General features: G+C 69.5%; 30 protein-coding genes. 19 read left to right on the top strand and 11 right to left on the bottom strand.

What is annotated here, in order from left to right; translation table 11 throughout:
- Nucleotides 1-39: 39 nt before the first annotated feature.
- The 5 genes from arsC to aroQ are packed head-to-tail and all read right to left on the bottom strand — an operon-like array spanning nucleotide 40 to nucleotide 3130.
- Nucleotides 40-393, bottom strand: coding sequence for an arsenate reductase (glutaredoxin) (arsC, locus tag L8951_RS08280; protein ID WP_244382518.1), 354 nt, complete (start codon nucleotides 391-393; stop codon nucleotides 40-42).
- Nucleotides 390-755 carry an ACT domain-containing protein gene (locus L8951_RS08285; protein WP_244382519.1) on the bottom strand — a complete coding sequence of 122 codons (366 nt, stop codon included), beginning with the start codon at nucleotides 753-755 and terminating at the stop codon, nucleotides 390-392. Before L8951_RS08285 ends, arsC begins: the two co-directional genes overlap by 4 nt.
- Nucleotides 752-2107: an acetyl-CoA carboxylase biotin carboxylase subunit gene (gene accC, locus L8951_RS08290; RefSeq protein WP_244382520.1), complete on the bottom strand. Its 1356-nt coding sequence runs from the start codon at nucleotides 2105-2107 to the stop codon at nucleotides 752-754. The genes L8951_RS08285 and accC overlap by 4 nt, the downstream gene beginning before the upstream one ends.
- Before the next feature lie 8 nt (nucleotides 2108-2115).
- The gene (accB, locus tag L8951_RS08295; protein ID WP_244382521.1) at nucleotides 2116-2601 is read right to left on the bottom strand and encodes an acetyl-CoA carboxylase biotin carboxyl carrier protein; all 486 of its coding nucleotides are present in this window, start codon (nucleotides 2599-2601) and stop codon (nucleotides 2116-2118) included.
- 7 nt (nucleotides 2602-2608) lie between these two features.
- On the bottom strand, nucleotides 2609-3130 hold the full coding sequence (aroQ, locus tag L8951_RS08300; protein WP_322597140.1) for a type II 3-dehydroquinate dehydratase: 522 nt from the start codon (nucleotides 3128-3130) through the stop codon (nucleotides 2609-2611).
- Nucleotides 3131-3180: 50 nt separating this feature from the next.
- Between aroQ and thiS the strand changes: the two genes are divergently transcribed.
- The 5 genes from thiS (at nucleotide 3181) to L8951_RS08325 (ending at nucleotide 5550) form a co-directional block, all read left to right on the top strand.
- Nucleotides 3181-3399, top strand: coding sequence for a sulfur carrier protein ThiS (thiS, locus tag L8951_RS11645; protein ID WP_244382522.1), 219 nt, complete (start codon nucleotides 3181-3183; stop codon nucleotides 3397-3399).
- Nucleotides 3400-3432: 33 nt separating this feature from the next.
- Complete coding sequence (locus tag L8951_RS08310) at nucleotides 3433-4215, top strand: bifunctional sulfur carrier protein/thiazole synthase protein (protein ID WP_244382523.1); 783 nt, start codon at nucleotides 3433-3435, stop codon at nucleotides 4213-4215.
- A 125-nt stretch (nucleotides 4216-4340) separates the two neighbouring features.
- On the top strand, nucleotides 4341-4751 hold the full coding sequence (locus L8951_RS11740; protein ID WP_407696402.1) for a CsbD family protein: 411 nt from the start codon (nucleotides 4341-4343) through the stop codon (nucleotides 4749-4751).
- A 201-nt stretch (nucleotides 4752-4952) separates the two neighbouring features.
- Nucleotides 4953-5108: a hypothetical protein gene (locus tag L8951_RS08320; protein ID WP_244382524.1), complete on the top strand. Its 156-nt coding sequence runs from the start codon at nucleotides 4953-4955 to the stop codon at nucleotides 5106-5108.
- Between the two features lie 214 nt (nucleotides 5109-5322).
- Nucleotides 5323-5550, top strand: a complete 228-nt coding sequence (locus L8951_RS08325; protein WP_244382525.1) for a hypothetical protein — start codon at nucleotides 5323-5325, stop codon at nucleotides 5548-5550.
- A gap of 308 nt (nucleotides 5551-5858) precedes the next feature.
- On the opposite strand, the gene L8951_RS08330 is transcribed toward L8951_RS08325, so the two are convergent.
- The 3 genes from L8951_RS08330 to L8951_RS08340 all read right to left on the bottom strand — a co-directional run bounded on the left by L8951_RS08330 (nucleotide 5859) and on the right by L8951_RS08340 (nucleotide 9593).
- Nucleotides 5859-7523: a thiamine pyrophosphate-binding protein gene (locus L8951_RS08330; protein WP_244382526.1), complete on the bottom strand. Its 1665-nt coding sequence runs from the start codon at nucleotides 7521-7523 to the stop codon at nucleotides 5859-5861.
- 240 nt (nucleotides 7524-7763) lie between these two features.
- The gene (locus L8951_RS08335) at nucleotides 7764-8024 is read right to left on the bottom strand and encodes a hypothetical protein (protein ID WP_244382527.1); all 261 of its coding nucleotides are present in this window, start codon (nucleotides 8022-8024) and stop codon (nucleotides 7764-7766) included.
- A gap of 141 nt (nucleotides 8025-8165) precedes the next feature.
- Nucleotides 8166-9593, bottom strand: a complete 1428-nt coding sequence (locus L8951_RS08340) for an NAD-dependent succinate-semialdehyde dehydrogenase (RefSeq protein ID WP_244382528.1) — start codon at nucleotides 9591-9593, stop codon at nucleotides 8166-8168.
- A gap of 94 nt (nucleotides 9594-9687) precedes the next feature.
- Between L8951_RS08340 and L8951_RS08345 the strand changes: the two genes are divergently transcribed.
- Nucleotides 9688-9993 carry an SCP2 sterol-binding domain-containing protein gene (locus L8951_RS08345; RefSeq protein WP_244382529.1) on the top strand — a complete coding sequence of 102 codons (306 nt, stop codon included), beginning with the start codon at nucleotides 9688-9690 and terminating at the stop codon, nucleotides 9991-9993.
- 84 nt (nucleotides 9994-10077) lie between these two features.
- Here L8951_RS08345 and L8951_RS08350 read toward each other — a convergent pair whose 3' ends face one another.
- From L8951_RS08350 to L8951_RS08360, 3 genes are all read right to left on the bottom strand, one after another.
- Entirely contained in the window at nucleotides 10078-11568 is a 1491-nt protein-coding gene (locus tag L8951_RS08350) for an ABC transporter permease (protein WP_244382530.1), read from the bottom strand.
- The gene (locus tag L8951_RS08355; protein ID WP_244382531.1) at nucleotides 11565-12485 is read right to left on the bottom strand and encodes an ABC transporter ATP-binding protein; all 921 of its coding nucleotides are present in this window, start codon (nucleotides 12483-12485) and stop codon (nucleotides 11565-11567) included. Before L8951_RS08355 ends, L8951_RS08350 begins: the two co-directional genes overlap by 4 nt.
- A gap of 107 nt (nucleotides 12486-12592) precedes the next feature.
- Nucleotides 12593-13573 carry a YeiH family protein gene (locus tag L8951_RS08360; protein WP_244382532.1) on the bottom strand — a complete coding sequence of 327 codons (981 nt, stop codon included), beginning with the start codon at nucleotides 13571-13573 and terminating at the stop codon, nucleotides 12593-12595.
- A 123-nt stretch (nucleotides 13574-13696) separates the two neighbouring features.
- Here L8951_RS08360 and L8951_RS08365 point away from each other — a divergent pair, with 123 nt between their 5' ends.
- The 13 genes from L8951_RS08365 (at nucleotide 13697) to L8951_RS08425 (ending at nucleotide 23288) form a co-directional block, all read left to right on the top strand.
- Nucleotides 13697-14404, top strand: a complete 708-nt coding sequence (locus tag L8951_RS08365; protein WP_244382533.1) for a CoA transferase subunit A — start codon at nucleotides 13697-13699, stop codon at nucleotides 14402-14404.
- Nucleotides 14404-15045, top strand: a complete 642-nt coding sequence (locus tag L8951_RS08370) for a 3-oxoacid CoA-transferase subunit B (RefSeq protein WP_244382534.1) — start codon at nucleotides 14404-14406, stop codon at nucleotides 15043-15045. The genes L8951_RS08365 and L8951_RS08370 overlap by 1 nt, the downstream gene beginning before the upstream one ends.
- 8 nt (nucleotides 15046-15053) lie before the next feature.
- Nucleotides 15054-15335, top strand: coding sequence for a DUF6694 family lipoprotein (locus L8951_RS08375; RefSeq protein WP_244382535.1), 282 nt, complete (start codon nucleotides 15054-15056; stop codon nucleotides 15333-15335).
- A 2-nt stretch (nucleotides 15336-15337) separates the two neighbouring features.
- Nucleotides 15338-16336, top strand: coding sequence for an NADPH:quinone oxidoreductase family protein (locus L8951_RS08380; protein WP_244382536.1), 999 nt, complete (start codon nucleotides 15338-15340; stop codon nucleotides 16334-16336).
- A gap of 10 nt (nucleotides 16337-16346) precedes the next feature.
- Nucleotides 16347-16628, top strand: a complete 282-nt coding sequence (locus tag L8951_RS08385) for a hypothetical protein (protein ID WP_244382537.1) — start codon at nucleotides 16347-16349, stop codon at nucleotides 16626-16628.
- A gap of 181 nt (nucleotides 16629-16809) precedes the next feature.
- Complete coding sequence (locus tag L8951_RS08390; protein ID WP_244382538.1) at nucleotides 16810-18153, top strand: L,D-transpeptidase family protein; 1344 nt, start codon at nucleotides 16810-16812, stop codon at nucleotides 18151-18153.
- 76 nt (nucleotides 18154-18229) lie between these two features.
- Nucleotides 18230-18556, top strand: a complete 327-nt coding sequence (locus L8951_RS08395) for a DUF1476 domain-containing protein (RefSeq protein ID WP_244382539.1) — start codon at nucleotides 18230-18232, stop codon at nucleotides 18554-18556.
- Nucleotides 18556-18804 (top strand): BolA/IbaG family iron-sulfur metabolism protein, encoded by a 249-nt coding sequence (locus L8951_RS08400; protein ID WP_244382540.1) that lies wholly within the window; start codon nucleotides 18556-18558, stop codon nucleotides 18802-18804. Before L8951_RS08395 ends, L8951_RS08400 begins: the two co-directional genes overlap by 1 nt.
- Entirely contained in the window at nucleotides 18801-19121 is a 321-nt protein-coding gene (gene grxD, locus L8951_RS08405) for a Grx4 family monothiol glutaredoxin (protein ID WP_244382541.1), read from the top strand. The genes L8951_RS08400 and grxD overlap by 4 nt, the downstream gene beginning before the upstream one ends.
- Nucleotides 19122-19422: 301 nt before the next feature.
- Nucleotides 19423-20679, top strand: a complete 1257-nt coding sequence (locus tag L8951_RS08410) for a glycosyltransferase (RefSeq protein WP_244382542.1) — start codon at nucleotides 19423-19425, stop codon at nucleotides 20677-20679.
- 68 nt (nucleotides 20680-20747) lie between these two features.
- Complete coding sequence (locus L8951_RS08415; RefSeq protein ID WP_244382543.1) at nucleotides 20748-21275, top strand: hypothetical protein; 528 nt, start codon at nucleotides 20748-20750, stop codon at nucleotides 21273-21275.
- A gap of 103 nt (nucleotides 21276-21378) precedes the next feature.
- Nucleotides 21379-21753 carry a BlaI/MecI/CopY family transcriptional regulator gene (locus tag L8951_RS08420; protein WP_244382544.1) on the top strand — a complete coding sequence of 125 codons (375 nt, stop codon included), beginning with the start codon at nucleotides 21379-21381 and terminating at the stop codon, nucleotides 21751-21753.
- Nucleotides 21750-23288, top strand: coding sequence for a M56 family metallopeptidase (locus tag L8951_RS08425; RefSeq protein WP_244382545.1), 1539 nt, complete (start codon nucleotides 21750-21752; stop codon nucleotides 23286-23288). The genes L8951_RS08420 and L8951_RS08425 overlap by 4 nt, the downstream gene beginning before the upstream one ends.
- The last annotated feature ends 57 nt before the right edge of the window (nucleotides 23289-23345 follow it).

Raw genomic sequence — 23345 nt, forward strand, 5'->3', positions numbered from 1 at the left:
TAGCAGGCGCGATCGCGACTGTCCCGGGGCGAGGCCGGGTCACAGGATCCGGCGGACCTCGTCCTGCGGGCGGGCCAGCAGCGCGCCCTTCTGCGTCTCGACGATCGGACGATTGAGCAGGATCGGATGCTCGACCATGGCGTCGAGGATCTCGTCGTCGCTGGCGCTGTCCTGCGTGAGCCCGAGGTCGCGCGCGAGCGGCTCCTTGGCGCGCAGCAGGTCGCGCGCGGTCATGCCGCCCTTGTCGAGCAGGTGGGCGATCTCATCGCGCGAGAGCGGCTCCTCGAGATAGCGGCGCTGGGTCACCTCGAACCCCTCCTCCTCGAGGATCGCGAGGGTCTTGCGGGCGGTGCCGCAGCGCGGGTTGAACGTCATCCAGGCGGTCTTGGTCATGGGGCCTCCAGTCGGTCGAGGATCGCGAGGGCCTCCGCGCGCCGCTCCCACGGCACGAGGAGGTGGTCGTGGTGATAGCCGGCCAGCGTGTTGCAGGCGATGCCCGCCGCGGCGAGCGCGGTGGCGAAGGCGGCGGTCAGCCCGACCCCGTCGAGCGCGCTGGCGAGCCCGAGGCTGACGAGCGCGAAGGGCGCGCCCGGCTCGATCCCCGCGGCGGCGAGCGCGGCATGGTCGGCGACCACGGTCAGTCCCTCGCGCTCGGCGACCAGCGCGAAGGGGGCGAGCCCGGCGGGAACGCGGGGATCGGGCAGGCAGGCGATGCCGAAGCGGGCGGGATGGAGCCGGGGCTCGAGCCCGCTCATCGGGCGTCCTGCGCCTCCAGCCATTCCTCAAGCCACTTGATCGTATAGTCGCCGTTGGCGAATTCGTCGGTGGCGATGATGCGCTGGTGCAGGGGCACGGTGGTCTTCATGCCGTCGAGCACGAATTCCTCGAGCGCACGCTTCAAGCGCAGGATGCAACTGTCGCGGTTGCGCCCGAAGACGATCAGCTTGCCGATCATGCTGTCATAGTAGGGCGGGACCGAATAGCCGGCGTAGAGCCCGCTATCGACGCGGACATGCATGCCGCCGGGGGCGACATAGTTCTTCACCTTGCCGGGCGAGGGCGCGAAGGTGCGCGGGTCCTCGGCGTTGATGCGGCACTCGATGGCATGCCCCTCGAAGCGCACCTCGTCCTGCGTGACCGACAGGCCGTCGCCCTGCGCGACATGGATCTGTTCGCGCACGAGGTCGATCCCGGTGATCATCTCGGTGACCGGATGCTCGACCTGGAGGCGGGTGTTCATCTCGATGAAGTAGAATTCGCCGTCCTCGTAGAGGAATTCGATGGTGCCCGCGCCGCGATAGCCCATGTCGGCCATGGCGTCGGCGCAGATCTTGCCCATGCGCGCGCGTTCCTCGGGCGTGATGACGGGGGAGGGGGCTTCCTCGATCACCTTCTGGTGGCGGCGCTGGATCGAGCAGTCGCGCTCGCCCAGGTGGACGGCCTTGCCGTCACCGTCGCCGAACACCTGGAACTCGATATGGCGCGGGTTGCCGAGATATTTCTCCATATAGACGGTATCGTCGCCGAACGCCGCCTTGGCCTCCGAGGCCGCCTGCTTCCACAAGCTTTCAAGCTGGTCGGCCTGCGGCACGACCTTCATGCCCCGCCCGCCGCCGCCCGAGGCGGCCTTGATGAGCACCGGATAGCCGATTTCCTCGGCGAGCGCCTTGGCTTCCTCGACGCTTTCCAGCGCGCCCTCGGAGCCCGGCACCAGCGGCAGCCCGAGCTTGCCCGCGGTGCGCTTGGCCTCGACCTTGTCGCCCATGATGCGGATATGTTCGGGTTTGGGCCCGACCCAGATCAGGTCGTGGCTCTCGACGATCTCGGCGAACTTGGCGTTTTCCGAGAGGAAGCCGTAGCCCGGATGGACCGCGTCGGCATGGGTGACCTCGGCCGCCGAGATGATGTTGGCGATGTTGAGATAGCTGTCGGTCGCGGGGGGCGGGCCGATGCACACGGTCTCGTCGGCGAGCCGCACGTGCATCGCGTCGGCGTCGGCGGTCGAATGGACCGCGACCGTCTTGATGCCCAACTCGTGGCAGGCGCGGTGGATGCGCAGCGCGATCTCGCCGCGGTTGGCGATCAGGAGCTTGGTGATCTTGGCCATGGTCCGCCTCAGCCGATGATGACGAGCGGCTGGTCGAACTCGACCGGCTGCGCATCGGCGACCATGATCTTCTTGACCGTGCCCGCGCAGGGCGCGGTGATCGGGTTCATCACCTTCATCGCCTCGACGATGAGGAGCGTGTCGCCCTCCTTCACGCTCGCGCCTTCGGTGATGAAGGGCGCGGCGCCCGGTTCGGCCGCCATGTAGGCGGTGCCGACCATGGGCGCGAGCACTGGGGTGCCCTGCGGCAGCGCATCACCGGCGGGCGCGGCCTCGGCGGCGTCGGACGCGGCAGGCGCGGGCGCGGGTGCGGGCGCGGCAGGCGCGGGCGCGGGTGCGGGCGCGGCGGCCGGGGCGGCAGCCGCGGCATAGGTCACGTTCTTCTCGCGGCTGACGCGGATCTTGCGATTGCCGTCCTCGACCTCGATCTCGGTGAGCTCGTTCGCGCTCAGCAGTTCGGCGAGTTCGCGCACCAGCGTGCTATCGACGCGCATCTTGTCTTCAGTGCCGTTGCTTTTTGGCATCGGAAATTCCCTGTTGGTTGGTGGCGCCAGCCTGCGCCTTCATGGATTGCGCTGTTAGGACGATCCGGTGGGCCGCGTCCAGCGCGAGGAGATAGCCCTGCGCGCCGAACCCCTGGATCCCCCCCACCGCGACATGGCTGATGAGGCTCTGGCGGCGAAAGGCTTCGCGCGCGTAGATGTTGGTGAGATGGACCTCGACGACCGGCAAGCCGACCGCCGGGATCGCGTCGCGCAGCGCGATCGAGCTGTGCGAATAGGCGCCCGCGTTGATGATCAGCGCGGCCGCGCCCTGGTCGCCCGCCTCGTGCACCCAGTCGACCAGCTGTCCCTCGTGGTTGGACTGCTTGACGGTCACCTGCACCCCGAGCGCCTGCGCGCGTTCGTTGAGCGCCAGCGTGATGTCGTCGAGCGTGGTCGTCCCGTAGAGCTGGGGCTGCCGCTTGCCGAGAAGATTGAGATTGGGCCCGTTGAGGACGTGGATCGATGCTGGCGAACTCATGGCCATCGCCTATATGGAAGCGCAAGCCGTAACGGAAGGAAAAGCGTCACATGTCCCTCGATTCCACCCTCGCGGTGCGCGTCAACGGCGAGCATCGCCGCGTGGCGCAAGGCACCAGCGTGGCCCAACTCGTGCGCGAGATCGGGCTCGATCCCGCCCGGGTCGCGGTCGAGCGCAACCTCGAGATCGTCCCGCGCGCCACGCTCGAGGAGGTCGCGGTGGCCGATGGCGATAGTTACGAGATCGTCCATTTCGTCGGCGGCGGTTGAGCCCGGATAGCGAAGCGGACTAGGGGAACGGGCATGACCGAACTAAATAACGACAGCTGGACCGTCGCCGGACGGACCTTCACCTCGCGCCTCATCGTCGGCACGGGCAAGTACAAGGACTTCGCGCAGAACGCCGCGGCGGTCGAGGCGAGCGGCGCCGAAATCGTCACCGTGGCGGTGCGGCGGGTCAATATCGCCGATCCCAACCAGCCGACGCTGCAGGATCACATCGATCCCAAGAAGATCACCTACCTGCCCAACACCGCGGGCTGCTTTACCGCCGAGGAGGCGATCCGCACGCTGCGGCTGGCGCGCGAGGCGGGGGGCTGGGACCTCGTCAAGCTCGAGGTGCTGGGCGAGGCCAAGACACTCTATCCCGACATGCGCGAGACGCTGAAGGCGACCGAGACGCTGGCGAACGAGGGCTTCCACCCGATGGTCTATTGCGTCGACGACCCAATCGCGGCGAAGCAGCTCGAGGATGCGGGCGCGGTGGCGATCATGCCGCTGGGCGCGCCGATCGGCTCGGGGCTCGGCATCCAGAACCGCGTCACCATCCGGCTGATCGTCGAGGGCGCCAAGGTGCCGGTGCTGGTCGATGCAGGCGTGGGCACCCCCTCCGATGCCGCGGTGGGGATGGAGCTCGGCTGCGACGGGATCCTCATGAACACCGCGATCGCCGAGGCGAAGGACCCGATCCGCATGGCGCGGGCGATGAAGCTGGCGGTCGAGGCGGGGCGGCACGGCTATCTGGCCGGACGCATGGCCAAGCGCCGCTACGCCGACCCCTCGAGCCCGTTGGCCGGGCTGATCTGACCGCGCCCGCGGCGGCGGCGCCCCCGCGGGCGCGCTGCCGCCAGCGCGAAACGGCGGGATGCGACGAACCGAGGATACCTTCGGCCGGTCGTGCGTTTTACCCTTGCTGATGAGATAAACACATCATGCATTTCCGGGGTGAAAACCCGGGAGAGAGAGGCCGGTCCTGCGGGATCGGCCTCTTTTCGTTGGGCGTGAAGCGCAGCGGTGCAGCCATGCGCATCGCGGGCCGCCTCGCGCGGGGTCGGTCCAGCGTTTTAGCCAGGACGCGGCTTTTCGACGACGAGCCGAGGGGCGCGCTGCGTGGCCGTCGCGTTGATGAGGGGAAGTCCAAACCAGTAGGAGTAACCACCATGGGTGAACTTGGCGAAAAGATCAAAGGCAACACCAACGAAGCGATCGGCGAGACGAAGGAATCGATCGGGCGCGCGACCGACAATGAGTCGCTGATCGCCAAGGGCGAAGCGCAGGAAACCAAGGGTGAAGCGCAGAAGCTCAAGGGCGAGGTCGAAGGCGCGCTGGGCAACGACGTCTAAGCGACGATCGCCTTTCATCGCTTTGCCGGGCCACGGTGCTCGGCGACGGAGGTCGGCCCCCGCGCCGACCTCCTTTTTTTGCGCCGCGGGCCCATCACGGCCCCACAGGATGCGATGGACGGCGGCGGCGACGCGCCGCGTCGTGGCACGGTGCGCCCGCGCCGTTGGTTGGTGGGGCGTAGGCTGAAAGGAACACTCGCGATGACGAACGACAGCCAGACCCCGCAGCCGAGCTATGGCCGCCCGATCGGGCAGGGGCAGCAGCCCCAGCCGGAGCGGTCGAGCGATCGCCAGCCGCCGACGGCGGCGAGCGGCGCGACGGGCGCCGCCGACGCCGCGCGCGACGAGGAAGAATAGCCCCTGCTCGCGGCGACGATCATCGCCGAAACGGACAAGGAAAAGGCCGCCTTCCGAGGCGGTCTTTTTCATTTGTTTACCAGCAGCCGCGAGGGTGGGGGGGCATCGGGTCCGGGGGCGATTCGCGCCACTCGCTCCGATGCGGAGGCTTTCTGCCGCAACGGCGGTCAACAGCAGGGGTTACGAAGACGTGCCGGGTCAGGAGGGAGCGTTCATGTTCACGCACAACCGGCAGCCGTCGTCGACCGCCTTCGCCATCGCGGCGCGTGACCCCGGCGCGGAGGAGCAGCCGGGCAGCTTTACCGAGGAATCGACCGTGCTGCGCACGCTGTTCGACGACCCCGACGGGCGCGGCCCGCGAAAGTGGCGCGACATCTTCAACCCGGCATGCTGCGAGGAAGTCGACCTCGAGTCGATTCTCGCGGGGGTGCCCAAGCTCTAGGCCCGACGGCGCTCGCGCAGGCGCGGGTCGCCGCCGGCGCGGCCCATGGCGGCGCCCTCGTCGCGTCGCGCCGCGATCATCGCCTCGTCGAGCTGCGCTGCCGCCTTACGGGGCAGCGATTGCCGCCTGTGCGGGCGGCACCATCGTTCTCGCCTTATGGTCCGATCGCCGCCGCTTTGGTCGCAGCATCGGCTGCGCGGGCTCGGTCGCTCGCCCCACGGGGGCACGAGCGCGTTGCACCGCCGCGGGCCTCCGTCGCCCCGCGCCCCTGCTCGGCGGGGGATGCGGACGGAGCGGGGCGCGGCGCCCTAGCGGCGCGCGGCCTTGAGCGCGGCGAGCGTCGTGGCGTTGGTAATGACCTCGACATCGGTGAGGAGATGGAGGAGGCGGATACCCTTTTTCTCCATCGCCTCGGCAAGGGCGTCCTCGAACCGGTCGGTGGTCTCGACGCGGGTGCCCCAGCCCCCGAAGGCTTCGGCGAACTTGACGAAATCGGGATTGCCCGGCGCAAGGTCGGTCGCGCTCACCCGGTCGGGGTAGTCGCGTTCCTGATGCATGCGGATGGTCCCATAGGCACCATTGTCGACGACGATGACCAGCAGATCGGCGCCGCGCGCGGCGGCGGTCGCGAGTTCCTGGCCGTTCATCAGGAAATCGCCGTCGCCCGCGACGCAGACTACCCGACGGTTGGGGAAGCGCAGGGCGGCGGCGACGCTGGCGGGGGCGCCATAGCCCATGGTGCCGCTGGTCGGCGCGAGCTGGGTCGGGGTCGGGCCGTAGCGCCAATAGCGGTGCCACCAGCCCGAGAAATTGCCCGCGCCGTTGCAGATGATGGTGTCTGACGGAAGCGCCTCGCGCATCGCCTTGACAACGGGGCCGAGGTCGAGCGCCACCTCGTCGCGCGGCTGGGGCTCGGACCATTCAAGCCATTCCTCGTGGGCCTTGGGGCCGCAGGAGAAGGGGACAAGATCGTCGTCTTCCCATGCATCCATGTCCTGCGCGAATTCCTCCATGTCCGAGACGATGGGCAGGTCGGTGCGATAGACGCGGCCGAGCTCGTTGGGGTCGGGGTGGACGTGGACGAGGATCTGGTCGGGATGGTCGGGGGTGATGAGCTTGTAGCCGTCGGTGGTGGCTTCGCCGAGGCGCGCGCCGACGGCGAGGATCAGGTCGGCATTGCGCACGCGCTGCTGGAGCTTGGGGTTGGGGCCGTAGCCCAGCTGCCCAGCGTAGACGGGGCTGTTGTTGTCGATCGCGTCCTGGCGGCGGAAGGCGGCGGCCACCGGCAGCCCGATGCGGCGCGCGAAGCTTTCGAAATGATGCGCGGCGCAGGGGCACCAGTCGGCGCCGCCGACGATGGCGATCGGGCTGGCCGCGTCTTTCAGCAGCTCGACCAGCGCGCCGAGCGCGCCAGGGTCGGGCGAAATGGCGACGGGGGGCACGGCGGGACGGTCGATCGCCTCGACCTCGTCGCGCAGCATGTCCTCGGGCAGCGCGAGCACCACGGGGCCGGGGCGGCCCGAGGTGGCGACGCGAAAGGCGCGGGCGACATATTCGGGGATGCGCGCGGCATCGTCGATCCGCGCCGCCCATTTGGCGATGGGGGCGAAGAAGGCGGCGAAGTCGATTTCCTGGAACCCCTCGCGGTCGCGGTCGCCGCGGTCGAGGTCGCCGATGAACAGGATCATCGGAGTCGAATCCTGCATCGCCACATGCACCCCCGCGGTGGCGTTGGTGGCGCCGGGGCCGCGGGTGACGAAGGCGATGCCCGGGCGGCCGGTCATCTTGCCGTCGGCATCGGCCATATAGGCGACCCCGCCTTCCTGCCGGCAGACGACGGTATCGATCTCGGGGCTGTCGTGGAGTGCGTCGAGCACGGCGAGGAAGCTTTCGCCGGGAACGGTGAAGATGCGGTCGACGCCCTGCGCGAGGAGCTGGTCGACGAGGATGCGGCCGCCGGTACGGTTGGTCACTTGGGTCCCCTGTCGGACAAGGTTCGAACAATGTCCCCGTCGTCCGCCGGCGCGGCGTTTCCGGGCCAAGGGGCGGGAATCGCTCGATGCGGTGGGCGCGGGACGGTCATGCGGCGCTTACCATAGGCGCCGGCGTCGCGGGAGGACAGGAATTTCGCGCTTTCCGGGGCGGTCGGGCGCGAAAGAAAGGGCGGCCCTGCCGCAGCAGGACCGCCCTTCGCTAGCTCTTGGAGGAGCGCATCATTCCTCGTCGGGAACGGCTTCCTCGACCTCGATCGTCGGGGTCTCGACGGTCACTTCCTCGGTGCCCACATCGATGTCGCCGACATCGCTGTCGATATCGGGCAGTTCACCACCCTCGACATCGAGATCGACGCTGGGCGCCTCGAGCTCGCCTTCGACGTCGGTCGCGAAGAACCCCGTCGCATAGCCGATCACCACCAGCAGGACGATCGCGAGAACGACCCACAGCAGCGTCTTCTTACCCTCACCATTGCTCATGCGCTTGCACCTTTTTCACCGATGATAGTGCACGAACAACCATGACGGGGGCGAAAGGGTTCCCGCGGGCGGCGGGGCGCGGCGGGGGCAGGGAGGCAGCGACGCCGCGCAGCGGGCGACGGATGCGCGGCGCCCCCAGGCTCAGCTCATGTGGATCGCCTTGACCACCTGATAGGTCTCGAGCCCCTCCTTGCCGCCTTCCGAGCCGAAGCCCGAATCCTTCACCCCGCCGAAGGGGGTGTCGGCGCCCGAGATGGCGAAATTGTTGATGCCGACCATCCCCGCCTCGATCATGTCGCCGAGGATGTTGGCGCGCTGGAGCTGGTTGGTGAAGGCGAAGGCGGCGAGGCCGTAGGGCAGGCGGTTGGCCTGTTCGAGCGCCTCGTCCAGGTCCTTGAAGGGGCGCGCGACCGCAACCGGGCCGAAGGGCTCCTCGTTCATGATCCGCGCATCGAGCGGGGCATCGGCGATCAGCGTGGGCTGGAAGAAATTGGCGTTCCCCATCGGCTCGCCCCCGGCCGCGATGCGCGCGCCCTTCGCCTTGGCATCGGTGATGAGGTCGTGGACCGCGGGAAGGCGGCGTTCGTGCGCGAGCGGGCCCATCTGGGTGCCCTCGTCCATGCCGTTGCCGACCTGCACCTTGGCCGTCCGCTCGGCGAAGCCCTTGATGAAGTCGTCGTAAATGCCTTCCTGCACGTAGAAGCGGGTCGGCGAGACGCAGACCTGCCCGGCGTTGCGGAATTTCTGGGGCACCAGCTTGTCGAGCGTCTTTTCAAGGTCGACGTCGTCGAAGACGAGGACGGGGGCGTGGCCGCCGAGTTCGAGGGTGAGGCGCTTAAGGCCATCGGCGGCGAGGCCCATCAGGTGCTTGCCCACCCCGACCGAGCCGGTGAAGCTGACCTTGCGGACGATGTCCGAGGCCATGAGGTGGCGGCTGACCATGTCGGGATCGCCGTGGACGAGCTGGAAGGTGCCTGCGGGAAGCCCGGCCTCGTCCAATGCCTTGGCGACCGCGTTGACGCAGGCGGGGGTTTCCTCGGGCGGCTTGGAGATGACCGAGCAGCCCGCGGCCAATGCGGCGGCGACCTTCTTGGCGAGCAGGTAGATGGGGAAGTTCCAGGGCGTGAAGGTGGCGACGACGCCGACCGGCTGGCGGGTGACGATCGAGCGCTGGCCGACCGGGCGCACGAGGGTGCGGCCATAGTCGCGCTTGGCTTCCTCGGCATACCAGTCGAACATCTGCGCGGCGCCATAGACCTCGCCGACGGCTTCCTTGACGGGCTTGCCCTGTTCCTGCGTGAGGAGGGCGCCGATCTCCTTGGCGTTCTTCTTGAGGTAGGCGGCGGCCTTGTGGAGGATGGCGGCGCGGGTCTCGACGTCGGTCGCGCGCCACTTGGGGTAGGCCTTCTCGGCGGCGTGGAGCGCGGCGTCGAGGTCGGCCTTCGAGGCCATCGGCAGCTGCGCGAGCGTCTCGCCGGTCGCGGGGTTGGTGACGGGCATGCAGTCGCGGCCTTCGGCGCCGCTCCACACACCATCGATGAAGAGCTTGAGATCGGTCTGGTAGGTCATGGCCCCGACATAGGCGTGTCGTTTGGCGGTTGAAAGGGGGCGCGGCACGGCCTAGGTCAGGGCGAGCACTAACAAACATCGATGTCAGGAGCCGATGCAGATGGAAAAAGCCGAACTCGCCGCCAAGATGCAGGAAAACCAGGCCTGGGTCGAAGGCAAGAAGGTCAAGATCGACTATGACGACAAGGGCGTGATCATGCTCGACGGCGTCGATCACAAGGTGACCGAAGAGGATGGCGATGCCGACACCACCATCAAGGTCGCGTGGGACGACTGGCAGGCGATGGCCAATGGCCAGCTCGACGGCATGACCGCCTTCATGACGGGCAAGCTCAAGGTCGAGGGCGACATGTCGAACGCGATGCAGCTGCAGGGCGTGCTCGCCAAGCTGCGCGGCTGACCCGCCGACCGCGCGCGCGGTGACCAACGAGAAGGCCCGCCCCGGGATGCCGGGGCGGGCCTTTCGCTTGCGCCGGGCGCGGGGCTAGTCCTGCGCGATGCGGAAACGGTCGATCAGCTGGCCGATCCCGCTCTTCTGCCCGCTCTTGAGGAGGCTCGCCTGAAACAGGCGGCCCACCAGCCAGAGCATCAGCGCGGTGAAGGCGGCGAGCAGGATCGCGGTGCCGACCAGCTCCCACGTCTCGATCCCGGCGCCGAGCCGGGCGAGCACCGCGAAGGGGGTGACGGGGGGGAACCAGGTCATGATCTGCAGCCCGATCCCGCCGGCATCCTGGACGATCGCCTGGAGCATGTACATCACCGGCAGGAGAATGATCATCATCATCGGCATGATGAACCCCTGCGCCTCGTTCATATTGTCGCTCAGCACCCCGATCGCGAGGAACAGGGTGGAGAGCATGACGTAGCCGAGCACGAAGAAGTAGACGATCGCGAGGATCGCGCCGGGGGTGGCGATGCTGTCGAGCGCAGGGCGGAGGAGGTCGGCGACGATGCCCTTGGTCATCAGCGCCGCGACGATGGCGCAGCCGACCCAGACGAGGATCATCGACAGCCCAACCGCGGTGGTGCCGACGAGCTTGCCCATCATGAGCTGCCAGGGACGCACGCAGGCGATCACCGATTCGACCAGCTTGGAGCCGCGTTCCTCGACCGCGCCCTGCACCATCCAGTTGCCCGAGAGCAGCAGGCTCATCAGCAGCATGTAGGCGAGCGCGAGGGGCAGGATCGAGCGGATCACATGCGTCTCGCGCGCGCCGCCGCCGGGCTGGGGGGTGGAGATCATGATCGGCGGCGCGAGCGCCTCGATTGTCGCGCTGTCGGCGGGGTCGACCCCGCGTTCGGCGAGCGCCTGCGTGCGCAGGGCGCGCGCGGCTTCCTCGCGGACGATCCCGAGCAGGGTCGCGTCGGGGCGATCGCGCGAGACGAGGTGGATCACGGGGCGGCCGTCCGCGTCGGTCTCGATCAGGACGATGTCGTCGGGCACCGGGCCCGCGGCGGTGGCGCGGTCGAAGATCGTGTCACGGCGCGCCTCGATCGCGGCCGCGTCGGCCTCGGCCAGCCCCGCGGGCGGCTCGACCAGCGCGTAATCGGGGCTCGGCGGGTCGAAGTCGCGCACGTCGTCGGGACGCACGGCGTCGATCCGCTCGAGCGCGGCCTCGAGTCCGCCCGCGTCCTCGTAGGCGGCGACGTCGGCGCCGGTCAGCGCGCGGTCGTGGACCGCCCAGGGGGCGGCGGGGTCGGCCGCCTCGAGCTCGTAGCGGCGCACGTAGCGGGACAGCGCCGCGAGTTCGTCGCGGCGATCCTCGAAGGCGAGCCGCGCGGCGATCGCCTCGCCCGCCGGGCCGGGATCGCGATCGATGATGGCGATCCGCGTCGGCTCGTCATCCTCGAGCAGGTCGTGGATCAGCGGGGCGATGAACAGCGCGGCGGGGAGCAGCAGCATCGACACCCAGAAGCTGCGCATCGAGGCGATATGGCGAAACTCGCGCGCGGCGACGAGGAGGATCTTGGTCACGCGGCTTCTCCCTGCGGTTCGCTGCCGACGAGGTGGACGAAAATGTCGTGCAAGGCGGCGTGGCGCGCCTCGAAATCGCGCAGCAGCACGCCCTCGCGGGTCAGCGTCTCGAGCAGCGTGCCGGGGTCGTTGTCGGGCGAGAGGTCCACCTCGTAGCGGGTCCAGTCGCCGTCGCGGCCGAGAATGCGCGCGGCGGCGATGCCGGGGCGCGCGGCGAGGTCGGCCCGCGCGGTCAGGCGCACGGTCGGCGGCACGAGGCCCTGCGCGGCGGCGAGGTCGCCCTCGAACTTCTTCACCCCGCGGCGCAGGATGAGGAGCCGGTCGCACAGCCGCTCGGCGTGCTGCATGATGTGGGTCGAGAACACGACCGCGGCGCCGCGCCGGGCGGCGCGCACGATCTCGGCCTCGAGCAGTTGCTGGTTGACCGGGTCGAGCCCCGAGAAGGGTTCATCGAGGATGAGCAGGTCGGGGCGGTTGACCAGCGCGGTGGCGAGCTGGACCTTCTGCGCCATCCCCTTGGACATGTCGGCGATCGGGCTGGTGGCGCGCTCGGCGAGGTCGAAGCGTTCGAGCAGCGCCATCCCCTCGGCGCGCGCGGTGGCCGCGTCCATGCCCTTGAGCCGCCCGAAATAGGTGATCGTGTCGATCGCCTTCATGCTCGGGTAGAGCCCGCGTTCCTCGGGGAGGAAGCCGATCCGGTCGGCATGCTCCTGCCCGGGCGCCTCGCCGAGCACCGCGATCCGCCCCTCGGTGGGACGGATGATGTCGAGGATCATGCGCAGGCTGGTGGTCTTGCCGGCGCCGTTGCCGCCGAGGAAGCCGAAGATCTCGCCCGGCGCGACATGCATGTCGAGGCGGTCGACGGCAGTGATGTCGCCAAAACGCTTGGTGACACCCTGCATGGACAGGATGGACATTTTCGAAATTTTCCCCCGGGATGAAACCGTATGCGCCGAATGGACCCGCTGGGGCGGCAACAGTCAACGCAAAGTTCTGCGAACGGCGCCGCGGGACGGGGCCAACGCTAGCCGAGCCACCAGCGCGCGGCGGCGAGGCTGGCGAGCAGCGAGGCGAGGGTGGCGGCGGCGACGGGCAGCGCGGCGCGCCAGCCGAGCGCCCGCAGGTCGCCGAGGCGGGTGCGCAGCGCGGTGGCGGTGACCGCGAGGAGCAAGAGCCCCTTGGAAGCGGTGAGCGCGGCGGCGCTCGCGGCGGGGGGAAGGGCGATGAGCGAATTGAGCGCGATCAGGCCGATGAAGGCGAGGATGAAGCCGGGCAGGAGCGGGGGGCGCTCGCTCGCCCCCGCCGCGCCGCGGCGGCGGACGAGCACCACCATCAGCGCGACCAGCGGGGCGAGCAGCGCGACGCGGCTCATCTTGACGATGGTCGCGACCTGACCCGCCTCGTCGGAGACGACGAACCCCGCCCCGACCGCCTGCGCGGCATCGTGGATCCCCGCGCCGATCAGGAAACCCGTCTGCCGGTCCGTGAAGCCGAGCAGCTCGGCAAGCAGCGGATAGGCGAGGAAGGCGAGCGCGCTCGCGCCCGCCAGCACGATGAGGGTCAGGGTGAACTGCGCCTCGCTGATCCGATCCCGACCGATCGCGCCGTGGATCGCGAGCGCGGCCGAGGCGCCGCAGATGGCGGTGCCCCCGCCCGCGAGCAGCGCGGTCTCGCGATTGGCGCCGACGAGCCGTCCCGCGACCAGCGCGGCGCCGATCGCTGCGCCCATCACGAGGAGCAGCGCGGCGAAGGCGGTCCAGCCCAGCGCGGCGATGTCGTCGAAGGCGATCTGGAGCCCGAGGAGGACGATGCCGAGCCGCAGCCCCTGCTTGGCGAGCAGGTCGAGGCCGGCGCCGGTCGGCCGGCGCGCGGCCACGCCCGACAGGAGGAGCCCGAGGACGAGCCCCATGAGGATGAGCGGGGTGCCGAGCGCCAGGGTGGCGGCGAGCGCGACGAGGGCGGCCGCGCCGGCGAGGGAGAGTCCGGGGAGAAGGCGTGCGATCATGGGCCTCGCGCTCCACTCCAGCCGGGGGCGCCTGTCAAGCATCGCGGCATGCCGGGGCGCGGGCGCGAGATGCTTGCCAGCGCGGGTCCGAGTGCCTAGGCGAAGGCTCGACAGGAGGCATGGATGAAGAAAATCTACGACAGTGCCGCCGAGGCGCTCGACGGACTGCTCGAGGACGGCATGCTGATCGCCGCCGGCGGGTTCGGGCTGTGCGGGATCCCCGAGCGGTTGCTCGACGCGATCCGCGATTCAGGGGTGAAGGACCTCACCTTCGCCTCGAACAATGCGGGGATCGACAACGAAGGCATCGGCAAGCTGCTGCGCACGCGGCAGGTGAAGAAGATGATCTCCTCCTACGTCGGCGAGAACAAGGAATTCGAGCGACAGTATCTGGCGGGCGAGCTCGAGGTCGAATTCTGCCCGCAGGGCACGCTGGCCGAGCGCATGCGCGCGGGCGGCGCGGGGATCCCCGGCTTCTACACCAAGACCGGGGTCGGCACCGTCGTCGCCGAGGGCAAGGAGCACAAGGAGTTCGACGGCGAGACCTACATCATGGAGCGCGGCATCTTCGCCGACCTGTCGATCGTCAAGGGCTGGAAGGCCGACGAGGCGGGCAACCTCATGTTCCGCAAGACCGCGCGCAACTTCAACCTGCCGGCGGCGACCTGCGGCAGGGTCTGCGTCGCCGAGGTCGAGGAAATCGTGCCCGTGGGCAGCCTCGACCCCGACTGCATCCACCTGCCCGCGGTCTATGTGAACCGCCTCGTCAACGGCGCGCCCTATGACAAGAAGATCGAGTTCGTGACGACGCGCGAAAGGGAGAATGGCTGATGCCCTGGGATCGCAACCAGATGGCGGCGCGCGCCGCAAAGGAGCTGGAAGACGGCTATTTCGTCAACCTCGGGATCGGCATCCCGACGCTGGTCGCCAACTATATCCCCGAGGGGAAGACGGTGACCTTGCAGTCGGAGAACGGGATGCTCGGCATCGGGCCCTTTCCCTATCCCGACGAAGTCGACGCCGATCTCATCAACGCGGGCAAGCAGACGATCAGCGAATTGCCGCAGTCGAGCTATTTCGACAGCGCGACCAGCTTCGGGATGATCCGCGGCGGGCATATCGACCTGACCGTGCTGGGCGCGATGGAGGTCAGCGAGGACGGCGATATCGCCAACTGGATGATCCCCGGCAAGATGATCAAGGGGATGGGCGGGGCGATGGACCTCGTCGCCGGCGTGAAGAAGATCATCGTCGTGATGGAGCATGTCTCGAAGAATGGCGATCCCAAGTTCAAGCCGGCCTGCGACCTGCCGCTGACCGGGCAGAACGTGGTCGACATGATCATCACCGACCTCGGCGTTTTCCGCCGCAAGGACCATGACAGCAAGTTCGAGCTGATCGAGCTGGCACCCGACGTCACCGAGGCCGAGATCGCCGAGAAGACGACCGCCGCCTACGAGGTCGCGCTTTGAGGCACGCGATGCTCGGGATCGCCTTGCTCGCCGGCCTTGCCGCCTGCGAGGCGCCCGAGCCGGTGGTGATCGACGGGTCGAGCGAGGAGGCGTTCGCCGCCTCCGCCGCCGCCGCCCGCGCGCAATTGCCGATGGACGAGCGGCTGGTCTTCGACCGCGCGCTCAACACGTTCGGCGCGCGCTCGCACCGCGAAAAGGATGTCGACGCCTATCGGCGCCGGACCTTCGACGGGATGACCGCGCAGGACGTGGTCGCCGATGCCCGCGCGCGCGGGCTGGGAGAGGAATGAGCATGCGCACGCTGCTGAGCCACGAACCCGGGGGCCCCGAGACGCTGCGGCTCGAGGAGGTCGCCTCCCCCGAGCCCGGGCCCGGCGAGGTGCGGATCGCGGTGAAGGCGGCGGCGATCAACTATCCCGACCTGCTGATCATCCAGGACCTCTACCAGATGAAGCCGCCGCGCCCGTTCGCGCCGGGCGGCGAGGTGGCGGGAGTCATCGACCGGCTGGGCGAGGGCGTGACGCACCTGTCCGAGGGCGACCGGGTGATCGCGGTGCCGGGGTTCGGCGGGCTGGCCGAGCAGCTGGTGATCGGCGCGAAGCAGGCGATCCCGCTGCCCGAGGGGGTGAGCTTTCGCGAGGGCGCGGCGCTCTTGCTGACCTATGCGACCGCCATCCATGCCCTGAAGGATCGCGGGCGCATCGCCGAGGGGAGCCAGGTGCTGGTGCTCGGTGCGGCGGGCGGGGTCGGGCTTGCCGGCATCGAATTGGCCAAGGCTTTCGGCGCGCGCGTCGTTGCCGCCGTGTCGAGCCCCGACAAGGCGCGGGTCGCCAAGGAAGCGGGCGCCGATGATTGCGTGATCTATGCGCGCGGCCCGCTCGACAAGGATGCCTCGAAGGCGCTGGCGAGGCAGTTCAAGGATGCCGCGCAGGGCGAGGGGTTCGACATCGTGCTCGACCCCGTGGGCGGCGACTATGCCGGACCCGCGCTGCGCAGCCTCGGCTGGCAGGGGCGCTTCCTCGTCGTCGGCTTCCCGGCGGGCATTCCCAAGCTGCCCTTGAACCTCGCGCTCCTCAAGGAAGCCGAGGTGAGCGGGGTCTTCTGGGGCGCCTTCGCGATGCGCGGTCCCGAAGCCTATGGGCGCCAGGTGAAGGAGCTGTTCGACCTGCTGGCGGCGGGCAAGATCAGCCCGCGCGTGACCGGCACCTACCCGCTCGAGAAGGCCGGCAAGGCGATCGCCGCGCTGGCGACCCGCAAGGTGACGGGCAAGCTCGTCGTCACGATGGACTAGGCACCGCGCGATGGCCGAGCCTGCCCCCGACCACTTGCCGTTGATGCCGATCGGCTGCTGGGCGGTGCCGCTCGGGCTGGCGGGCGCCGCGCTGGTCGTCGAACGCAGCGACGACCCGGGCTGGTGGATGCTCAGTCTGGGGGTGGTGTTCGGGCTGTTCACGCTCGCTTATGCCGAGCGCGCGATCGGGGCGCGGCGCAACGGCCGGCCGGCGGGCGGGCAGTGGAAGCGCGCGATGCTGGCGGGCGCGGTCGCGGCGCTGTTCATCGCGCTCCACGCCATCGGGCGCTAGCCGCTCTCGCGGAACCGGCGCCGGGCTGTGCCGTTGGCTCGGGAACGGCGACGAACGGCCCCTGTTGCGGCAACACCACAGCAACGGGACGAAGCGACGATGCGCCCTGTCGGCGTGACGAGCGCTTAATGCCTCGTCCAACTTTGATGGTATAGGACGCGCGTAAGGAATGATGACCGCCATGCGAATTGCCCCCTCCCTCCCGCTCCTTGCGTTGCTCGCGTCCGCCGCCCCCGCGGCGGCGTTAGACGAGGTCCGCTCCCCGGTGCCCACGCAGCCGACCGAGCAGCTGCGCGCGCAGCCGGCCGCGAGTCTGGCGCCCGACAGCGCGCTGCGCTGGTCGGGCAGCGAGGATCACCGGTTGGCGGCGGAGCGGCTCATCACCCTGCTGCGCACCGCCGATTTCGAGGGCTATGACGAGGGGCCGACGATCGCGGCGCAGGCGGAGGCGCTGCGCGCCCGCGCCGAGGCCGGCGACGCCGCCGCGGCGCGGCAATTGTCGCAGCTGCTCGACCGCGCCTATCTCGACTATGTCACCACGCTGCAGGCGCCCGTGGCGGGGATCGAATATGGCGACCCCTACCAGAAGCCCGCGCGCTTCTCGCGGGCCGACCATGTCACGCTGCTGACCCAGTCGCCCTCGCTGTTCGCGCTGGTCCGCCAGCAGACCGGTCGCAACATCGTCTACGAACAGCTGCGCGCCGCCGCGATCGCGCACGGCCGCGCGCTGCCCGAGCAGAGCCGGACCGCGCTCAAGGCCACGCTGGCGCGTACCCGCGCGCTGCCCCGGCGCGACCGCTTCGTGCTGGTCGACGTCGCCACACAGCGGCTGTGGATGTACGAGGGCGGGCGCCCGGTCGACAGCATGAAGGTGGTGGTCGGCACCGAGGAACCGCACAAGCGCACCCCGCTCATCGTCTCGACCATCCATTATGCGACCCACAATCCCTACTGGCACGTGCCCGACACGATCGTGCGCGCCACCGTGGGGCCCAAGATCCGCCGCGAGGGGCAGGCCTATCTCGACCGGCAGGGGTATGAGATCGTTGACCGCTGGGCCAATGACGCGCGGGTCCTCAAGCCGAGCGAGGTCGACTGGTCGACCGCGCTGCAGCCCGGCAACCTCAAGGTTCGCCAGCTGCCGGGGCGCTACAATTCGATGGGCGACTTCAAGTTCAACTTTCCCAACGCCACCGGCATCTACCTCCACGACACGCCGATGCGCGACTATTTCGACAAGGAAGTGCGCACGCTTTCGAACGGCTGCATCCGGCTCGAGGACGCGCGCCGTTTCGCCGCGTGGCTCTACCGGGGGCAGGGGGTGCCCGACCTGCCGGGCACCGAGACGCACGACCAGCTGCCCGCCGGGGTGCCGGTGTTCGTGACCTACCTCACCGCCGAGGCGATCGAGGGGCCGCTCACCATCGCGCATGACGTCTACGGGCTCGACGGCACCCCCCAGCTGACCGAGCAGGTCGCCGCCGCGACCCGGCAGGCGCTCGCCGACGAGGCCGCGACCTTCTAATCGCCACGGGCGCATTGCGCGGCGCGGTCGCGGGCTCTATCTCGGCGGGGAACCGTCACCATCGGAAGGATAGAGCATGGGGAATTTCGACGACCGCGAGAAGGCGTTCGAGAACAAGTTCGCGCGGGACCAGGAGATGCAGTTCAAGATCGCCGCCCGGCGCAATCGGCTGCTCGGCGCCTGGGCCGCGCAGAAAATGGGGCTCTCGCCGGTCGAAGCCGAGAATTACGCCAAGGAAGTGGTGCGCGCCGATTTCGAGGAAGCGGGCGACGAGGACGTGATCCGCAAGCTGCTCGGCGACCTGACCAGCGCCGGCTGCGACGTCAGCGAGGCCGACATCCGCACCGCGCTTGAGCACAAGACGGTCGAGGCGCGGCGCCACTTCATCGAGAGCATGGACTGATGCCGATGACCGCCGCGGCGATCGAGGCGGCGATCAAGGCCGCGATCCCCGACGCCGAGGTCGAACTGACCGACCTTGCCGGCGACGATGATCACTGGGCGGCCGTCGTCACCAGCGCCGAATTTGCAGGATTGAGCCGGGTCCGCCAGCACCAGAAGGTCTATGCCGCGCTGGGCGGGCGGATGGGCGGGGAATTGCATGCGCTGCAGCTGACCACCAGATCCCCGGCACAGGAGACACGATCATGACCGATATCAAGACGCGCATCGATGCGCTGGTGAAGGACCACCAGGTGGTCCTGTTCATGAAGGGCTCGAAGCTCTTCCCGCAATGCGGCTTCTCGAGCCGCGCGGTGGCGATCCTCGATCGCCTCGGCACCGAGTTCGAGACGGTCGATGTGCTGCAGGACCAGGAGATCCGGCAGGGCATCAAGGACTATTCGGACTGGCCGACCATCCCGCAGCTCTACGTCGGCGGCGAATTCGTCGGCGGCTCGGACATCATGATGGAGATGTACGAGAGCGGCGAGCTCAAGGCGATGCTCGAGGACAAGGCGGGCGCCTGACGGCGGGTGCCCGATCGCGGGCGCGCGGACGCGCCGGGTAACAAAAAGGGACGGCGAAGACGGGGACCAGAGACCCGTTTTCGCCGTCCCTTTGCTTGGTTTGTGGAACCAATGTGGACGCCTCTTACTTTGCATGCGGCGTGCCAATTTTCACAAAGCCCGGAAAATCGCGAAAAATGATGGGAGGCGCGGGGCGGCGGTCGCGGCGGGCGTAAAAAAAACCGACATTCGCGGCGCGGCGCGGCCGATTTTTGTCGATCCTGCCGATTTTTCGCCCATTTTACCCGTCAAGGGAGCGGCCATGCTTGACCGAACCCATTTCCCCAGCGGGCGTCCGCCGATGCTGTGCGACCTGACGCAGAACTACTCCGAAACCGGCGGTGGCGGGGGCAACTACCTGCGCTACAAGCGGCGCTACATCCGCGACCAGCTCGACTGGCAGCACCTGCTCGTCATCCCCGGCGCCGAGGACAAGGTGGTCGAGGAGGGGCGGTTGATCACCGCCTACGTCAAGAGCCCGGCGCTGCCGCACCAGCCCAACTATCGGCTGATGCTGCGCAACAAGGCGGTGCGCGCGCTCCTCGATCGCTTCCGTCCCGACGTGATCGAATCGATCGATCCCTACAACCTCCCCTGGGCGGCGCTCGGCTACCGCGACGCGACCCCCGGCACGGCGACGGTGGCGGGCTATCGCACCGACTTTCCCGAGGCGCATTTCTACGAGGCGGTCCACCATGTCGCGGGCAAGCGCGTGGGGCGCTTCGCCGCCGACATGGCGCGGCGCTATGCCAAGAAGCTCTATCGCCGCTTCGATGCGGTCTACGCGCTCAACCCGATCGCGCTCGGGCAGTTTCGCGAGATGGGGGTGCACGAGCCCTTCCAGTTGCCGCAGGGGATCGACCTCAGCCAGTTTCGCGAGGAGGAGCGCGATCCCGCCTTTCGCGCCCGCCTCGGGATCGGCGACCGCCAGCCGCTGCTCGTCTATGCCGGGCGGCTCGACCGCGAGAAGCGCGTGCAGGTGGTGCTCGACGCCTTCCGCAAGCTGCCCGAGGCCATGGGGGCGCACCTGTTGATCCTCGGTGACGGGCGCTGGCGCCAGCGGCAGATCGAGGCCGGGCTCGAGCCGGTGGTGCACATGCCGGGCTATCTCAAGGACCGGCAGGCGCTGGCGCGCGCCTACGCCTCCTCGGATATCTACGTCTCAGCCATGCCCTATGAGGTGGCGGGCAATTCGATCCTCGAGGCACAGGCGGCGGGGTTGCCCGTGGTGGGGGTCGCGGCGGGCTCGATGCCGTGCCAGGTGCCCCCGGGCACCGGTTATTTGGGGCCGGTCGACGATGCCGACGCGATGGCCGCCAACATCGAAAGGGTGTGGCGCGAGGGCGCCAGCGCGATCGGAGCCGAGGGCAAGAAGATGGTCCGCTCCAACTATAGCTGGGACCGCACCTTCGAGATGCTGTTCGGCACGGTCTACCCGGCCGCGCTCGAGCGCCGCCGGCTGCGCGCCGCCGCGCAGGGGCACGCCCCCGCCTTCGACGGGGCGCTCGCGACCCGCTGAGGCGCTGGCATCGCCGCGCGGTTCGTGGCAGGCTCGCTCCCCGCGCCATGACCAGAGGAGTTGCCGCGATGGGCCCGATGATTGCCGCCTTGCTGTTGCAGATGGGGACGCCGGGGGCGCCGCCCCCCGAGAGGACCGCCGAGCCCGGTGCGGAGGCCGCCGCGACCCCGGTCGTGATTCGCCGCGAGGTGCGGCGTTCGCGCGGCCCCGACGGGGTGGTCGAGGAGCAGGTGATCGAGAAAGAGATCACGAAGGAGGTCGAGGGCGGCCCGGGCGACGCGCCGGGCGACGCGCTGCGTGGCGAACCCGCCTGTGCGACCCGCGCGTTCGCGGCCGCGGTCGAGAGCGTGGGCGAGGATGGGGCGCGGCGCGCCCACCGGGTCGTGCTGTGCGCGAGCGATGATTCGGCGGCGACCTATCGCACCATGCTCGAGAGCGCGCGCGAACGGCTCGCGCGGACAGAACAGCTGAGCGCGGCGAGCCGGGTCGCGCTGCTCGAGCAGATCGAGGCCGAGCTGGCCACGCTCCCCCCGGCGGGCGCGGATCGCGAGGCCGAACCGGCCCCCGATCGCAGCGCCGCGCCGCCCACGCGCTAGCCCCCCTTCGTCGATCGTCCGAGCCTGCCCGCCGCGGCGGGCTTGACGTTTACGTTTGTAGTCGCGATGACTACGAGTGTAATCGAAAGGGGAGTGCCGAGTCGTGGACAAGCGCGTGAGCGAAGCCGAACTGGAGATCATGGAAGCGCTGTGGTCGGCCGCCCCGCGCGCGCTCAGCGCCACGCAGGTTGCCGCGGCGGTGTCGGCCAGCCGCGACTGGAGCCTGCCGACGATCAAGACCATGCTGTCGCGCCTCGCGCAGAAGGGGGCGGTCATGCATGAGGCCGAGGGGCGCCGCTATCTCTACCGCCCCGCGATTGCGCGCGAGGCCTATGTCAGTTCCGAGAGTCGCCGGCTGGTCGATCGATTGTTCGGCGGGCGGCTGACGCCGATGATCGCGCAGCTGGCCGAGGACGAGGCGCTGAGCGAGGCGGACATCGCCGATATCGAGGCGCTGCTGAAGGAGCTGCGCAAATGAGCGACTGGCTGGTCGAGACCCTCGCGTGGACGAGCGCGCTGATGTTGCTGGTGCTGCTGGTGCGCGGGCCGGTGGCGGCGCGCTTCGGGGCACGGGTCGCCTACGCGCTCTGGCTCCTGCCCGCCGCGCGCTTCTTTCTGCCGACCTTCGAGACGGTGGTCGAACGCGAGGTCGCCGCGCCGCCGCTGCTTCCCGCCGCGACCCCCGCCGCGGGGCAGGAAGCGGCGCTCGCCGACGCCTTCATTGTCGCCGCAATGCGCGGGCCGGAGGCCGCGGCGATGCCCGACGGCAGCGTCCTGCTGCTGGCGCTGTGGGGACTGGGGGCGGCGGCGACCTGGCTGGTCCACCAGTGGCGCTATCGCCGCCACCGCGACGCGATCCTCACCGCCGCGCACAAGGTCGGGCACGTCGGCGGGATCGACCTCATGGTCTCGCCCGCCGCGCCCGGACCGATGGCGTTCGGCACGCTGCGGCGAGTGATCGCGCTGCCGCAACACTATATCGACCGCTGCAGCGAGGCCGAGCTCGATCTCGCGCTCGAGCATGAACGCTCGCACCACCGTTCGGGCGACCTTATCGCGCGCCAGCTCGGGCTCGTCTTCCTCTCTCTCCACTGGTTCAACCCGATCGCGTGGAAGGCCTATGCCGCCTTCCAGTTCGACCAGGAGGCCGCGTGCGACGCGCGGGTCCTGGCGCGGCGCGGTCCCGAGGCCCGGGCCGACTATGGCCGCGCGATCGCCAAGTCGGCGGCGCCCGCCCGGTTGCTCTTCGCCAATGCCCGCGACACCCGCCTGAAACGGAGATTGAAGATGATGACCAACCCTGCCCACCGCCCCGCCGCGATGGTCGCGATGCTGGCGCTCGGCGCGCTGCTGCTGCCCGCCACCGCGAGCCGCGCGGTCAGCGTCGTCGACGTGCCCGCCGCCGCGCCCGCGGCGCCGGCGTCGCCCGCGCCCACCGCGCCCATTCCCGCGGCCGCCCCGACGACGTCCCCGGTCGCGCCCGCCCCGGTCGCGCCGCTCGCCGCGCGCGGCCTCGCGGCGGCCTTTGCCCCCGCGGCGGCGGATCACTCGCTGATCGACAGCGACACCCCCTATAGCGCGATGAGCGAGCGCGAACGCGCCGATTTCGACCGCGCGCTCGGCAAGATGCGCGAGGCGCTCGCCGAACTGCGCGCCGAGCGCGCGCGGATGCGGCAGGACCTTGCTGCCGACCTGGCGCAGCAGCGCGCGCAATGGACACGCGAGCGCGAGGAAATGCGCGCCGACCTGGCCCAAGCGCGCCGCGAGATCGCCGCGCAGATCGCCGAGGTCGACGCGCAGGCGGGGGCCATGCGCGCCGCGGGCGAGGACCCCGAACTGGTCAAGGCGGGGCTGCGCGCGGCGCAGCAATCGCTCGACGCAATGGATATCGAGGCGATCGTCGAAGCGGCGATGTCGTCGGTCGATCCCGAGCTGGTCGACGAGGCGATGACCGGCGCAGAAGCAGGGCTCCGGTCGGCGATCGCCGACATGGAGGCGCGCCGTAACCGCTAGGATCCGTCCCTAAGCCCCACGCGATCGGCACGCCGGAGGCGGCCCGGGTATCGACCC

The organism is Sphingomicrobium astaxanthinifaciens, assembly GCF_022865105.1.
Taxonomy (GTDB): Bacteria; Pseudomonadota; Alphaproteobacteria; order Sphingomonadales; family Sphingomonadaceae; genus Sphingomicrobium; species Sphingomicrobium astaxanthinifaciens.